The sequence below is a fragment of the Curtobacterium sp. MCLR17_034 genome (genome assembly GCF_003234485.1).
GTDB lineage: Bacteria > Actinomycetota > Actinomycetes > Actinomycetales > Microbacteriaceae > Curtobacterium > Curtobacterium flaccumfaciens.
Window position 1 is genome coordinate 52,977 of record NZ_QKTH01000016.1, and the last position, 14,008, is coordinate 66,984.

Consider the following 14,008-nt stretch of genomic DNA (forward strand, 5'->3'; position numbering starts at 1 on the left):
GCGCCGCGGGTCAGCGCCACATCCGCATGGCGGCGCCCTGGGTGATCCAGTCGGACTCGCGCTGCTGGCGTTCGCGCTCCATGCGGGCCAGCGTGGCGAGGTCGACCTCGGGCCGCTCCTTGCGGGTGCGTCGGCTCCAGATGATGAGCGACATCCCGACTCGGAGTGCGATGCGGTCGGCGAGTGAGACCCGGCGGCGCACCGCGCGGGTATCGGGTGGACGGGTGGTGGTCTTCGTGGACACGGTGTTCCCCTTCAGGGCACGGCAGAGCTGCCCGGGTGTCGGGCAGGACGAATCCGCCCGGGTTGCGGGCAGTAGGAAATGAATGCGTGAGAATGCACTCCGGGATGGTCCGGAAAGGTTCGGACAACGATCGCGGAATGCTCGTCGACACCGAGAGCGTCGCACTGTCCACCGACATTCTTCCGGCGTCGTCCGCGCAGATCGGACGGCACGCATCAACGTGCCGTCGAGCCGCTCAGCGGATGAACGAACCGGTGCTGCGCGAGCCTGATCGGCTCAGCGCACGGTGCCCGGAGGCACAGGTGTCAGGAGAGTGGGACGCTCCGGGTCAGCGGACGCGGAACGGGGTACCGACGCGTCCACGGATTCCACGGAACGGAGTGGTCGTTGAGATCATCATGGTCGGCCCCCTTTCGGTCTCGAGCTGGTGGAGTCGTCCGGGTCGAATGTTCGACCGTTCGCGACGAGTGAACACTATCGGCACCGCAATTCGGAGCGCAACCCCTTTTCCGGAAAACATCCGGAATTGCATTCCCGAACAGGCTGATCACGGTGCGAGGTTCGTGTTCTCGTGTCGACGAGCAGGCCCCGTGCCGAGTTCCCGTCGCGCACGAGCGCCGGGCCTCCCGGCTGCACCGTGCGTCGTCCGCGGACCGGTGGCAGCCCGCGCGCTCGGTGCGGGATCACAGGCCTGCACGGTGCGGGCAACCTCGCACCGTGTGACTGAGCACGCACGGCGCGCGGCGGCGGCGCAACACCGCGGGGGTCCGCGCACGCCGAAGGCCCGGTACCGAATCGGTACCGGGCCTTCGTGTGTGCGTGCGACCGGACTAGACCGCCGCGTGCTCCGCGACGCTCGCCGTCAGGGCATCGCCCTCGACGTCGATCCGCACGGTGTCACCCGCGGTGACCCCGCCCTCGACCACCAGGGTCGCGATGCGGTCGTCGACCTCGCGCTGGATGAGCCGACGGAGCGGGCGGGCGCCGTACTCCGGCTCGTACCCGTGCTCGGCGAGCCAGTCGACCGCCGCGTCGGACACCGACAGGAGCATGTCCTGTGCGACCAGCCGGAGCGCCGTGTCCTGCAGCAGCAGCGACACGATCGACGCGATCTGGGACCGGTCGAGCTTGCGGAACAGCACGATCTCGTCGATGCGGTTGATGAACTCGGGCCGCATCGCCTCGCGCAGCTTGCCCATGACGCGGGCCCGCAGGTCGTCTTCGGCGTAGCCGTCCGTCGCGCCGACCGGGGAGAACCCGAGCGCTCCCGAGCGGGAGGCCAGGAACTCCGAGCCGATGTTCGACGTCATGATGACGACCGTGTTCCGGAAGTCGACCGTCCGCCCCTGCCCGTCGGTGAGCCGCCCGTCGTCGAGGACCTGCAGCAGCAGGTTGAAGACGTCCGGGTGGGCCTTCTCGACCTCGTCGAGCAGGATCACCGAGTACGGGTTGCGGCGGACACGCTCGGTGAGCTGGCCGGCCTCGTCGTAGCCGACGTACCCGGGAGGGGCACCGACCAGGCGGGAGACGGTGTGGCGTTCGCCGAACTCGCTCATGTCGAAGCGGAGCATGGCGGACTCGTCACCGAACAGCGACGACGCCAGGGCCTTCGCGAGTTCGGTCTTGCCGACACCCGTCGGGCCGAGGAACAGGAAACTGCCCACCGGACGACGCGGGTCGCCCATGCCGGTCCGGCTGCGCCGTACCGCCTTGGCGATCGCCCGCACGGCGTCGTCCTGGCCGACGACTCGGTCGTGCAGCTCGGACTCGAGCGCGGCGAGCCGCGTCTTGTCGGCCGAGCCGAGGCGGGTCACCGGGATCCCGGTGGCACGTGACACCACGGCGGCGATGTCGGCCTCCGTGATCGACGTGTCCGCGGATTCCGGACGGGAGGCGCGGCTCGCGTCCGCCGACGAGGCGGCGGTGATCCGGGCCTCCAGTCCGACGATCTCGTCACGCAGGTCGGACGCTTCCTCGTAGTGCTCCTCGGCGACCGCGCGGTCCTTGCGGGCCGTCAGGTCGGCGACCTGGGCACGCAGTGCCTCGACGTCGACGTCGCCCGACAGGGCGAGGCGACGGCGTGCACCGGCCTGGTCGATGAGGTCGATGGCCTTGTCCGGCAGGTGCCGGTCGGTCACGTAGCGGTGCGAGAGCTCGACGGCGGCGCGGAGTGCCTCGGGCGTGTAGCCGACGCCGTGGTGCTCCTCGTAGCGCGGGGCGAGGCCGGTCAGGATCGCGACGGCGTCCTCGACGTTCGGCTCCCCCACCGTGACGGGCTGGAACCGGCGCTCGAGCGCGGCGTCCTTCTCGATCCGGCGGTACTCGTTGAGCGTGGTCGCGCCGACCAGGTGCAGGTCGCCGCGGGCGAGCCGGGGCTTGAGGATGTTGCCGGCGTCCATCGAGCCGCCCTCGCCGCCGCCACCGGCGCCGACGACGGTGTGGAGCTCGTCGACGAAGACGATGAGGTCGTCGGCGTGCGCCGCGATCTCGTCCATCGCCTTGGTGAGGCGCTCCTCGAAGTCGCCGCGGTAGCGGGTGCCGGAGAGCATGCCGGGCAGGTCGAGTGCGACGACCCGCTTGCCCTGCAGCAGGGCGGGGACGTCACCGTCGACGATGCGCTGGGCGAGGCCCTCGACGATCGCGGTCTTGCCGACGCCGGGCTCACCGATCAGCACCGGGTTGTTCTTGGTGCGACGGAGCAGTATCTCGACGGTCTGCTCGATCTCGTCGGCGCGGCCGATCACCGGGTCGACGTGTCCGTCACGGGCGCGCTCGGTGAGGTCGGTGCCGAACTGGTCGAGCGTCGGGGTGTCGCTGTCGGGACCGGACTCGGCCGTTCCGATCGTCGCATCGGTTCCTGGCATGGGGCGCCCCTCTCGTGCTGCTGCCGCGGCCTGCTGGGCGTAGTCCTGCATGACCTGCGGGGTGATCCCGGCGCTGGCGAGCAGCTGGCCGGTCACGGTCTCCTGGTCCATCACGAGCGCGAAGAAGACGTGCTCGGGGTCGGTGTAGGTGCTGCCGAAGCCCCGCGCGGCCTGCGTCGCCTCGACGAGGATGCGCTGGGCGGTGCCGGTCAGCGCCGGGCGGCCGGGCTGCTCGGCGAGCGGCTCGTGCGCCATCGGCAGGCGCTGCTCGATCTCCTCGGCGAGTCGCTGGGGATCGACCCCGGCGGAACGCACGACGGCGTCGAACGGTTCGGTGCGGACGAGCACGTGCAGGATGTGCAGTGCGTCGATCTCGCGCTGCCCCTGCGCGACCGCGAACTCGGCGGTGTGCTGGAGCAGCTCGTGGGTCCGGCGGCTGAGCAGCCGGGTGATGTCGACCGGTCGACCGAACGCGCGGACGCGCTGCTGGTCACCGGTGCGCTGTGCCGCGAGCAGGCGGGCGAGGAACTCGTCGAACGAGTCGTTGCTACCGGTCGGGCCGAACGTCTCTGGCAAAGGGACCTCCTGGGGAACTTGAGTGCCTTCGACTCAATGCAACGCAGGAGGGCCCGGGTCATTCCCGGGTGCCGAAAAAACTTGCGGCGACTCGACTCAGGTCCGCGCGATGGGTGCGGCGACCGCCTCGGTGATCCGTGCGAGGTCGGTCGGTGCCACCTCGACGTCGAAGCCGCGCCGTCCGCCGGACACGAAGATGCTCGCGTACGACAGCGCCGACTCGTCGAGCACGGTGCGGAGCCGGGTCTTCTGGCCGACCGGGCTGATGCCGCCCACGACGTAGCCCGTGCGCTTCTCGGCGAGGGCGGGATCGGCCAGCGTCGCCTTCTTGCCCCCGACCGCGGCGGCGATCGCCTTGAGGTCGAGCCGGTTCGCCACCGGCACGATCGCGACGGCGAGGGTGCCGTCGACGGAGACGACGAGGGTCTTGAAGACCTGCTCCTCGCGCAGCCCGAGGGCGGCGGCCGCCTCTTCTCCGAAGTTGGTGGCGCTCTCGTGGTGCTCGTACACGTGCGGCGTGTACGGGACCCCGGCCGCCTCGAGCGCGACGGTCGCTGGGGTGCTCGGCGAACCTGCGGTCATGCCGTGATCCTCCCCCGCCGCACCTTCCGGTCCTCGACGGCACGCGGGCGTTACGCTGAACGGACCATGACCGCCGTCCTCCTGCTGCTCCGCGCCACCGCCGCGCTGGTGCTCGGCGACCCGGCCCCCGGGGTGCTGCCCCTGCTGGCCGTGGCGGCACTCGGGCTGACCGCGGTCGCCGTGACCGTCGTCGTCGCCCGGCTGCTCGTCGCGGTGCTGGCAGCCGTCCTCGGGGTCGGATCGGCATCCGTGTCGGACCGGTCGGCGGTACCCGACCTGGTCACCCGGATCGGGTGGAGCCACCCCGACGCGGACGGCCACGTCCGCTCACGGGCACCGGGGGTCGCGACCCCGGCCTGACCACCGACCGGTGGCCGGGCCGCTCGCGCACCCCGCTGACCCACCACCGATCGGAACCGTCATGGACCTCTCCACCCTGCCCCTCGTCGGCCCGCTGCTGCACGGCGGCGCGGACCTCGTCACCGCCGTCACCGCGGCGCTCTCCCCCGTCGCCGGCTCGTTCGCCGCGGCGATCGCCGTCGTGCTCCTCACCCTGGCCGTCCGCCTGGTGCTCGTCCCGCTGTCCGTGCTGCAGGTGCGGGCGGAGCGGGACCGACGGCGCCTCGCACCACAGCTCGCGGCGCTGCGGAAGCGGTACGGCCGCGACACCCAGCGCCTGCAGCGGGCGATGCAGCAGCTGTACACCGACGAGAAGGTCTCGCCGCTGGCCGGCTGCCTGCCCGTCCTGGCGCAGGCACCCGTCGTGTCGCTCGTCTACGCCCTGTTCACGCACGCCTCGATCGGCGGCACCGCGAACGCCCTGCTGGAGGCGACGCTCGTCGGGGTCCCGCTCGGCCACTCGCTCGTCGTCACCCTGACGTCGCCGCTGTGGGTGCACGCCTGGGTGGTGCTGGTCCTGCTGGCGGTGCTCGCGGTCGTCGTCGAGCTCAGCCGCCGGTCGAACGCGCACTGGAACCCGGTGCCGGCACCGGAACCGGGCGTCCCCGGAGCCGCCGCAACCGCCGCCGTGGGTCGGTACGTGCCGTTCGTCACGGTCGTGTTCGCGGCGATCGCACCGCTCGCCGCCGCGCTCTACGTCGTGACGAGTGCGATCTGGACGTACGGCGAACGCGCCGTGCTGCGCCGGGTGGTCCGCTAGCCGCCCTGGCCCTCCTGCTGCGGTCCCTGGTCGACCGGGTCGTACTCGGTGCCGCGGCCCTGCTCCTCGTCGGCGGTCGGCACGTGGCGTTCCGTGCCGGCACCGCCGGGGCTGGTCGCGACGTAGTCGGCCTCGCCGGACTGGGTGTCGTGGCTCAGCGGCTCGAGGGTCTCGGCGTCGGCGTCGTGCTGCGGCATGGGGTCGGTGCTCATGCACCACGCCTACTCCCTCGTTCTGGGTGCGCGCGCACGGCTCGGCGGTGCCACGATGGACCTGTCCACGCGACCGGCAGAGCGGGAGTGCGCATGGCCCACGACGACGTGGCAGCGGAACGGGCACGGCTCGAGGCCGTCGCCTGGGGAGCAGGATCGAGCCCGGCGGACGCGGCGCGCGCTCGGATCGCCCTGCAGGACCTGGAACACGGACGACGACCCCGCACGCGTGCGGTTGCAACGGCGCGGGAACCCCTGCCGGGAGGCCCGGGTCCGGTCCGGACGTCCGTCCCGTCCGCGACGGGGTCGGGTCCAGTGCCCGCGCCGGTGCCCGTGTCTTCGCCCGCTGACGCCTCGGTCGTGTCCTCGCCCGCCAGTGCGGCGGCAGTGCCTGCCGGAGCCGACGTGTCGGAGGCGACCGACGGCGGTGGGGGCGACCACGTCGACGACGCGCGGGGCGCGGGCGGGAACGAGCCGGGCCTCCAGGCAGTGCCGACCGAGCGATCGCGGTGGGGGCGGTGGCTGTGGACGGAGCGACCACGCGCCTGGATCGCAGGCGGCGCAGCTGCGGCGGTGGGCGTCGCGTTCGCCGCCGGGACGCTCGTCGGGACCGCGCAGCCCGACGTCGCCGCGGCGCCGAGCGTCACGCCGACGGCGGGGACGATCACGCTCGAGCAGCTGCTCGACGTCCCGCAGACGTACGCCGACCAGCTGCCGGGGCCGGTCGCCGCGCCGGTGAGCCTGCACACGACGCGACTCGTCTTCACGAACCGGGCGCTCGACGGCGGGACCGCCGAGACCCCCTGGAACGTCTGGGCCGGAATCGGGACCGACCGGTCGACGATCTGTCTCGTGGCGACGGCGGACCGCATCGAGTCGTCGACGGCGTGCTTCCCGCGGCAGGCGGCGCTGCACGGATCGGTGTCCATGTCGGCGCAGTCCAGGAGCGGCACGTTGACGATCGAGCTGCGCGGCGGCGGGGTCCAGGGCCGGGTGACGAACGAGTACTGAGCGGGCGATCAGTACCTGAGTGTTCCGTTGGAGCGCTCCGATGTATTTGCTGGATGTCCTCGCGAGAGTCGTTCCATCGTGCAACACTGGATGCGCGCACTCGTCGTGGAGTCGTACCCACATCATCCACATCCGCCAGCGAGCGCGCCCCGCAGACCCTCCCGGTCACCGCCGTCAGAACGATCGGCATCGTCGCGCGCTCCACCGTGCCTCGGAGGAGGTCAGCAGCGTGTCCACCAACACCACCACCTCGGCCGTGTCGACCCACACGCGGCCGATCACCGTCACCAGTCAGTCCATCGTCGGCATCGCCGTGCTCGGACTGGCCACGTTCTTCGCCATCACCACCGAGCTCATGCCCGTCGGGCTGCTCGGCACGATGAGCGCCGACCTCGGCGTGACCGAGGCCACCATGGGCATCGTCATCACCGTGTACGCCGCGGCCGTCGCGCTCCTCGCGCTGCCGCTCACCGCGTTCACCGCGAAGCTGCCCCGCAAGACCGTGCTCGTCGCCACGCTCGTCGGCTACACCGTGTCGAACCTGATGGTCGCGCTCGCACCGTCCTTCGCCGTCGTCTGCGCCGGACGCGTCGTCGGCGGCATCGCACACGCGCTGTTCTTCTCGGTCGCCTCGGCGTACGCCACCCGGATCGTCCCGCCGCGGCTGGCGGGACGGGCGATCGCGTTCGTGTACTCGGGCAGCTCGCTCGGGTTCGTGCTCGGCGTGCCCGTCGCGACCTGGGTGGCGCAGCACATCGGCTGGCGCCAGGCCGTGTTCTCCGTCGGTGTCGCCGCAGCGGCACTCGCGGTCGTCGCCCTGCTGTTCCTGCCCGCCGTCCGCGGTGCCTCGTCGCCGCACATCGGGTCGCCGAAGGCCTGGGCGCGCACCGGGCTGCTGTCCGTCGTGATCGCCGACATGCTGCTTTTCGGCGGGCACTACGTCGTCTACACCTACATCGGGCCGTACGCGATCGACGCTGGGCTCGACGCCGGCATGGTCAGCGGGGCGCTGCTCGTGCTCGGTGGCACCGGTGTGGTCGGGCTCTGGCTCGCCGGCATGTTCGTCGACCGTGCGCCCCGGCAGACGCTGATCGCCTCGGTCGCCGTGATGGTCGTGGCCTTCGCGACGATGCCGTTCGTGCACGGCTCCCTGATGGGGACGATGGTCGTCGCGGGCATCTGGATGGCCGCGAACGGCACGACCGGCACGCTCTTCATGGCCGCGGCGATCCGTGCCGGAGGCGTCTCCCCCGACATCGCGGGCGCGCTGGTCAACGGGGCGTCGAACATCGGCATCGCCGGTGGTGCGGCGTTCGGCGGGCAGGCCCTCGGGATCGTCGGGCTGCAGTACCTGCCGTTCGCCGGTGCCGCGGTGCTGGTCGGGGCGCTCGGGGTCGTCGTGCTGGCGCGCCGTGGGTTCCCGGTGCACTCGCACGCACAGGAGCACCTGTCCACCTCGTCCATCGAGGCCATCACGTCGTCGCTCGCGGTCGTCACCACGTCGGTGCCGGTCGTCGGGCGGGCGATCCAGACGGTCACGGGGTCGATCGGTGTCGTCACGGGTTCGGTGCGGCGGCCGCGGACGCGGTAGAGGCTGGCGCGGGCGGCGGTCGTGGGTACGGGCGCGTTCGCCGAGTGGTCACGACATGCCGTTGGTGGGGCGTCGGGGTTGCACGAACTGTCGTCTGGCGGGTCGGCGGGCGACGGTTTCTGACCCCTCGGCGTCCCCGCGGCGGCGCGTTGTGCGGTTGCGGCGGACGCGCGCGGTGCCCGGCCCCCGAGTGGTCACGACATGCCGTTGGCGTGGCGTCGGCGTCGCACGATCTGTCGTCTGCGGGGTCGGCGGGCGACGGTTCGTGACCCCTGGGCGGACGCGGGCGGCGTGTTGTGCGACCGCGGCGGGGGCGTTCGGCCCGGCGCCGAGTGGTCACGACATGCCGTTGGCGGGGCGTCGAGGTCGCACGAACTGTCGCCTGACGGGTCGGCGGGCGACGGTTCGTGGCCCCTCGGCGGCCGCGGGCGGCGTGTTGTGCGACCGCGACCGCGACCGCCGCCACCGCGCCCGCAGCCCGGTCAGTCCTGCAGGTGGTCCGTGCGGCGGCGGTTGCGCACCGCGCGGTAGGTCAGCAGCGCCGCACCGAGCAGCACGAGCACCCCGGCGGCGATGAGCCCCGGCCCGAGGTCCGCCCCCGTGTACGCCAGCGGTCCACCGTCCCCCGCGTCACCTTGGCCCGATACCGGTGCCGAGCCCGAGCCCGAGCCGGCAGCGGGGCCGGTCGGAGCCGCCGAAGGAGAGCCACTCGGTGACGGCGACGGCGACGGTGCGGGAGCCGGACCCGCCGCAGCCCGCACCACGAACGCCAGCGGCGTCGCGGCCCCGGACTCCGGGGTGACGACGGTCGCAGTCTCGGCCCCCTCGACGTCGACCGAGACGGCGTACTCGGTCGTGGGCTCCAGGCCGGTCAGGTCGAACGCACCATCGTCGTCCGTGACGACCGACACGGGATCGCCGGACTGTGGGTCCGTCGGAGTCGCGACGACCTCGACGTCCGGAACGGGTTCGCCGTTCGTGTCGACGACCGTGCCGGGCTGGTCGGTCGTGACCTCGGCGGCTGCGGCGGCGGAGGCGAACGGCAGGTCGGACGCAGCACGCTCGCCGGCGACGGCCGTCACACCGGTGTTCGAGGTCGCCCCGGTCGCCCCCGGCGCCGGTCGTTCGGTCCGGACGGTGTACGTGCCGGCCGCGGTGGCGAAGACGTAGCGACCGTCCGCATCGGTCTCCGTCGATGCGACCACGGCGCCGGTGCCGTCGAGGAGCTCGACCACCGCTCCGGCGGGCACGGGCGAACCGTCGAGCGACACCATACCCGCGACCGTCGCGACGACGGCGGCCGGCACATCGATCTCGTCGGGGACTGCCGGTGCCGCGTCCACGTCGCCGGTGGTGATGGTCACGGGTGGCTCGTCGGCGACGGACACGTCGAGGTCGGTGTCCGCCGGCAGGTCCGAGCCGGTGTAGACGCCGTCGCTGTTCGTCGTGGTGTCGACGAGGACGTCCCCGGAGTCCGGGTCGGTGATGACGACCTCGAGGTTCGAGACCGGTCGGCCGTCCTCGTCGACCACGGTGCCGATGACCGACACCGTGTCCTCCGGCGACGTGAACGCGAAGTCGGCCTGCTGGTCCACGCCGCCCGGTGAGCCTGCCTGGGCGAGGGAGACCCTCGTGGGCTGGTCAGGACCCTCGGCGCCGTCCGGCGGGGTGATCTCGACGCGGTAGTTCGCGATGACCGGCAGCTGCGGGAACGCGTAGGTGCCGTCGGGGTTGGTGGTCGTCGTGTAGACGGTGCCGCGCGGAGCGGTGACACGGACGATCGCCCCGGGGATCGGCGCTCCGTCGAGGGTCGCCGTGCCGGTGATCGCGGCGGTGCGGTTGGCGAACCAGGTCTGGTACACCGGGAACCCGCTGCGCTGCTGGTACGTGATCGTCAGGCTGGTGAGCGACACGGTCGGCGTGAACCACGCCGTGGCACCGGCGGTGTCGACCGCGCCGGTGTTGCCCGTCAGGGTCCGGGTGGCCGGGTCCCAGGTGGGCAGGTCCTGCCCGGTCGTGCCGTCGGGGTCGGCGGTGCACGACGGCCCTCCGGCGACGGCGGCCGAGCACGAGTTGTAGGAGCTCACGTAGCCGAGCTGCTCCGCGGTCGCGGCGCCACCCCCGGAGACCGTGGCCGAGATGGTCGCCCGGTCCGCGTCGACGTCGCCGAGCACGAACGACCAGCTCTGGGCACCCGGCGTCGGCTCGGCGAACGTGTAGGTGGTCGTCGAGGCGCCGGTCGTGGGCGAGTCGACGTTCGGCCGCTGGTTCATGTAGGTCTTGCCGCGGCTCGTCCCGTAGACCGCGCCCGACGGGGTCGACGCCGACTGCCAGGTCGATGCCCCGCTGACGACGGTCGACTGCCGGGAGTCCGACGTGAAGGTCGTCTCGGGGAACCCGGCGAGCGTCATCGTGCCGGTGTAGGCCCGGCTCGCTCCGCTGAGGGTGAAGGTCCCCCAGTTGCCGACCGGCTCCGCCGACGCACTCGTCGCGCCGCCGATCGCGAGTCCTGCTCCGAGCGCCAGGGCCGTCAGCCCAGCCGTGACCGCGCGCCAGCGCTGCATGTGTACTCCCCTGCTGTGGCGCCGGAGAACCCGACACCCCCTCAGACTATCCAGCGGGCGCGGCTCGTGTCCGGTGTCCGACACAGCCGAGAAGGTCTCGCCGAGTGGTCACGACCTGCCGCGTGCCGGTCGCCGGGTGGCCGAGAAGTGTCCGCTGGAGGGCCGCCGGACGACAGTTCGTGACCCCGCAACGAACACGAGCGGCGCGTCAGGAACCGCCAGCACCGCAGCCCAGCGCCACCAGGGCGTCGAGCGCCGCGACCTGGCCGGCCACCACCAGCTCCCGCGCCTCGTCGAGGCCGACCCACCGGGCGTCGTCCACCTCGGGCACCTCCACGAAGCGTCCTGACCCGCGCGGCAGCTCGAGCCGCACGGTGTTGCTGCGCACGGCGTCGACCGAGAACCCCGACGCCCGTGCCGCGAAGACCCGCACCCGCTTGCCCGACGCCTGCCGGAACTCCCCCAGGTCGGTCAGGTCGGCGGCGGTCACCGGGGCGGGCACGCCGATCTCCTCGGCGAACTCGCGCAGCGCGGTGCCGAGCGGCTCCTCGCCCGCCTCGACCAGCCCCTTCGGGATCGACCAGGCACGCGGCCGGTTCCGCCAGAACGGCCCGCCCATGTGCGCGAGGAAGACCTCGGGCCCGGACGGACCGGTCCGGTGCAGCAACAGTCCGGCGCTCACGACCACGTCCCGAGACTACGCAGACCCGGCCGGGAGGCCCGGATCACCACACACGCGCCGCGCACCACCCGACGTGCCCGGTTCCACCGCCGGTTCCCCACGTCCGCGCCGGGAGTACCGTGTGGCGCACGGAGCGCCGTGTGACGCCCCCGGAGGACCTGCGATGGAGGAGGCCGATCGGGATGGACGAACGATGGACGACGGTGACGCTGGCCGCGGACGCCGCGATGCCGCACGACGAGGCGCTGCGGTGGATCGCCGCCCGCGCGGACAGCGGGATCGAGCGGATCCGGATCATCGGTGCCGACCCGGCGATCGAGGGCCCCCGACCGGTCGCCGACCGCCTGGCCGAGGCCGCTCGTGCCGCCCTGCCCGGAGTCACCGTCGAGGTGCACCGGCACGCCGGACCGTTCGCCACCGCTCTGGTCGAGGAGTCCGACGGCGGCGATCTGCTGGTGATCGGGACCTTCCGGAGCCGACGGGGTTCGACCGCCGGCGGCGACCCGGCGCGGGTCGCGGTCCGCGCGGCCGTACCGACCGTGATCGTCCCCGAGGGCCCGCACCCGATCGACGGCGACGTGGTGCTGGCCGTCGAGGAACCCATCGACGAACGGGCCGTCTCGATCGCCGTGGCCGAGGCCGTCCGGCTGCACCGGCGACTGACGCTGCTCCGGGCGTGGGAGATGCCCGTGCTGACCCGGACCGGGCTCACCGACTTCGCCGAGGACCCGCTGCGGTGGCGTGCCCGGAACGCCGAACTGCTGCAGCGGGTCACCGAGGACCTGACCGCGCGGTTCCCGGCGGTGCGGATCCGGCCGCTGCTCGTCGAGGGACACCCGGGGCACGCCATCGCCTCGCGCACCCGGCGGGCGTCGCTCGTGGTGCTCGGACGGGGGCACGTGCGGGTGCTGTCCGGCGCACTCCTCCACGACGTCGTCCGTGAGACGGCGGCTCCGGTGTGCGTCGTCCCACCGGCGGCCCACACGGACAGCGCGGGGGCCGGACGGGTCAGCCGGCGAGTTCCCGGATCGCGTCGGCCATCTGGTCGGTGAGGTACGCGACACCGCGGCCGTTCGGGTGCAGGGCGCCGGCCTTGAGGTCGATGCGTCGCAGGTCGCTCGAGCCGGTCAGGCTGACGCCAGCGACGTAGCGCTCGTCCGCCGGGGCGCAGGCCGAGTGGGCCTCGGTGCGTTCGAGGACGTCGACGAACCGCACCCCGGCGGCGTCGGCGGCGGATGCGGACACCGCGTCGAGCTCCTCCTGGACGCCGTGGAGGTACGCCACGTCGTCGTCGGTGAAGGGGAAGGTGTCCGAGGGGAACGACCCCGCGAGCGTGCCGAGGTCGAGCGCCGAGCGGAAGCAGCCCTTCGCCGGGGTGTGCTCGGCGTCCGGGAAGATCGCCGGGTACCCGAGGAACACGACGACGGCGTTCGGCGCGGCCCGTTGCACCGCTGCGAGGGTGTCGGCGATCCCGAGCGCGACCCGCGACTGGATCTTCACGCTGAGCTGGTCCTCACCGTCCTGCACGAGCGTGCTCTCGCACGACGGCGCGTCGCGTCCGGAGAACACCGGGCCGTCGGCCGAGATCGCCAGGCACGACGCGGCCGTGCCGAACAGGTCCGCGTCGTTGCCGCCGATGGTCAGGGTCACGAGCCGGGTGCGCGACGACAGCGACTCGATCTGCGGGGGGACGCCCGTGAACTGGTGTCCGGTCGTGACGTCCTCGCTGGTGGCCCCCGCGCACGTGACGTCGGTCAGGTCGAGGCCGAACCGCGCCGCGAGCCGGTGCGGGTAGTCACGGGCCGACTGCACGCACGCGCTCGTGGGCAGCCGCGTCCGGTCGCCGAGTCCGTAGCCGGCGGAGTACGAGTCACCGAGGGCGACGTACTCGCTGCCGGGCGTGAGGTCGGCGAGTGGCTCGGTCGGGTCGTCCGGCACCGGGTAGGGCTGCGGGACGGGCCACATCGGCGCGGCCGACGCGGGTTCCACCGGCCCCGGTGTCGCGACACCGGCCACCACCAGCCCGACGACGGCGACCGCCGCCAGGGCGGCGAGCAGCGTCGTACGGGCGGTGCGAAGCAGTTGCGGCCTCCGGGCGGGTGCGGCGGATCGGACGGTCGGATCGGGGCGGTCGGTGGGGCGGGACGGGCTCAGCGGCGTCCGAGACGGCGTTCGCCACCGCTGCCGGTGCGGTACTCCAGCCCGTAGTGCTGGAACAGCTCGGGCTCGGTCGCGGCGTCGAGCTCCCCGTCGGTCGAGATCGAGGGGGCGTCCTTGACGAGCTTCTTCGGGAACGTCACGCGCAGGTGCTTCGGGGCGACGGTGGCGCCGAACAGCGGGACGAAGACGAGCTTCTGGAACCCGACCATGCCGGTGGTCAGGGCACCGAACGCCGGCTCGGACGTGGCGGTGTCGTAGTAGATGCTCTCGAGCGTGCCGACCTTGTCGTCGGCCTCGTCGACGACGGGCAGACCGATCCAGTCACGGATGTTCGCGGCTTCGAACACGAAGGACTCCCTCCGA

At 72.7% G+C, this 14,008-nt stretch carries 13 protein-coding genes; 5 read left to right on the forward strand and 8 right to left on the reverse strand.

Going from position 1 to position 14,008, the window contains the following annotated elements; all coding sequences use genetic code 11:
- Window positions 1-10: 10 nt before the first annotated feature.
- The 3 genes from DEI98_RS14595 to ybaK form a co-directional block, all read right to left on the reverse strand.
- Window positions 11-244 (reverse strand): hypothetical protein, encoded by a 234-nt coding sequence (locus tag DEI98_RS14595; RefSeq protein ID WP_146243535.1) that lies wholly within the window; start codon window positions 242-244, stop codon window positions 11-13.
- 830 nt (window positions 245-1,074) lie between these two features.
- On the reverse strand, window positions 1,075-3,684 hold the full coding sequence (locus tag DEI98_RS14600) for an ATP-dependent Clp protease ATP-binding subunit (protein ID WP_111101129.1): 2,610 nt from the start codon (window positions 3,682-3,684) through the stop codon (window positions 1,075-1,077).
- Window positions 3,685-3,780: 96 nt separating this feature from the next.
- Complete coding sequence (gene ybaK, locus DEI98_RS14605) at window positions 3,781-4,266, reverse strand: Cys-tRNA(Pro) deacylase (RefSeq protein WP_071244681.1); 486 nt, start codon at window positions 4,264-4,266, stop codon at window positions 3,781-3,783.
- Between the two features lie 66 nt (window positions 4,267-4,332).
- On the opposite strand from ybaK, the gene DEI98_RS14610 reads away from it, so the two are divergent.
- Window positions 4,333-4,626, forward strand: coding sequence for a hypothetical protein (locus tag DEI98_RS14610; RefSeq protein ID WP_111101130.1), 294 nt, complete (start codon window positions 4,333-4,335; stop codon window positions 4,624-4,626).
- A gap of 61 nt (window positions 4,627-4,687) precedes the next feature.
- Window positions 4,688-5,425 (forward strand): membrane protein insertase YidC, encoded by a 738-nt coding sequence (locus tag DEI98_RS14615; protein WP_111101131.1) that lies wholly within the window; start codon window positions 4,688-4,690, stop codon window positions 5,423-5,425.
- Here DEI98_RS14615 and DEI98_RS14620 read toward each other — a convergent pair.
- Window positions 5,422-5,637 (reverse strand): hypothetical protein, encoded by a 216-nt coding sequence (locus tag DEI98_RS14620; RefSeq protein WP_027465592.1) that lies wholly within the window; start codon window positions 5,635-5,637, stop codon window positions 5,422-5,424. The genes DEI98_RS14615 and DEI98_RS14620 overlap by 4 nt on opposite strands.
- A 405-nt stretch (window positions 5,638-6,042) precedes the next feature.
- On the opposite strand from DEI98_RS14620, the gene DEI98_RS14625 reads away from it, so the two are divergent.
- Both DEI98_RS14625 and DEI98_RS14630 read left to right on the forward strand, forming a co-directional pair.
- Window positions 6,043-6,648 (forward strand): hypothetical protein, encoded by a 606-nt coding sequence (locus DEI98_RS14625; protein WP_111101132.1) that lies wholly within the window; start codon window positions 6,043-6,045, stop codon window positions 6,646-6,648.
- Between the two features lie 229 nt (window positions 6,649-6,877).
- Window positions 6,878-8,239 (forward strand): MFS transporter, encoded by a 1,362-nt coding sequence (locus DEI98_RS14630; protein WP_181438052.1) that lies wholly within the window; start codon window positions 6,878-6,880, stop codon window positions 8,237-8,239.
- Window positions 8,240-8,721: 482 nt separating this feature from the next.
- Here the strand turns inward: DEI98_RS14630 and DEI98_RS14635 are convergent, their stop codons facing one another.
- Both DEI98_RS14635 and DEI98_RS14640 read right to left on the reverse strand, forming a co-directional pair.
- Complete coding sequence (locus tag DEI98_RS14635) at window positions 8,722-10,803, reverse strand: collagen binding domain-containing protein (protein ID WP_111101134.1); 2,082 nt, start codon at window positions 10,801-10,803, stop codon at window positions 8,722-8,724.
- A gap of 208 nt (window positions 10,804-11,011) precedes the next feature.
- On the reverse strand, window positions 11,012-11,491 hold the full coding sequence (locus tag DEI98_RS14640; RefSeq protein WP_111101135.1) for an NUDIX domain-containing protein: 480 nt from the start codon (window positions 11,489-11,491) through the stop codon (window positions 11,012-11,014).
- Window positions 11,492-11,667: 176 nt separating this feature from the next.
- Between DEI98_RS14640 and DEI98_RS14645 the strand changes: the two genes are divergently transcribed.
- Window positions 11,668-12,537 carry a universal stress protein gene (locus DEI98_RS14645; RefSeq protein WP_111101136.1) on the forward strand — a complete coding sequence of 290 codons (870 nt, stop codon included), beginning with the start codon at window positions 11,668-11,670 and terminating at the stop codon, window positions 12,535-12,537.
- Here the strand turns inward: DEI98_RS14645 and DEI98_RS14650 are convergent.
- Both DEI98_RS14650 and DEI98_RS14655 read right to left on the reverse strand, forming a co-directional pair.
- A complete protein-coding gene (locus DEI98_RS14650; protein WP_146243536.1) occupies window positions 12,494-13,474 on the reverse strand; it encodes an SGNH/GDSL hydrolase family protein in 981 nt (326 codons plus the stop codon). The two genes, DEI98_RS14645 and DEI98_RS14650, sit on opposite strands and share 44 nt — an antisense overlap.
- Window positions 13,475-13,635: 161 nt before the next feature.
- Window positions 13,636-13,992 carry a PRC-barrel domain-containing protein gene (locus DEI98_RS14655; protein WP_027465587.1) on the reverse strand — a complete coding sequence of 119 codons (357 nt, stop codon included), beginning with the start codon at window positions 13,990-13,992 and terminating at the stop codon, window positions 13,636-13,638.
- Window positions 13,993-14,008: the final 16 nt, after the last annotated feature.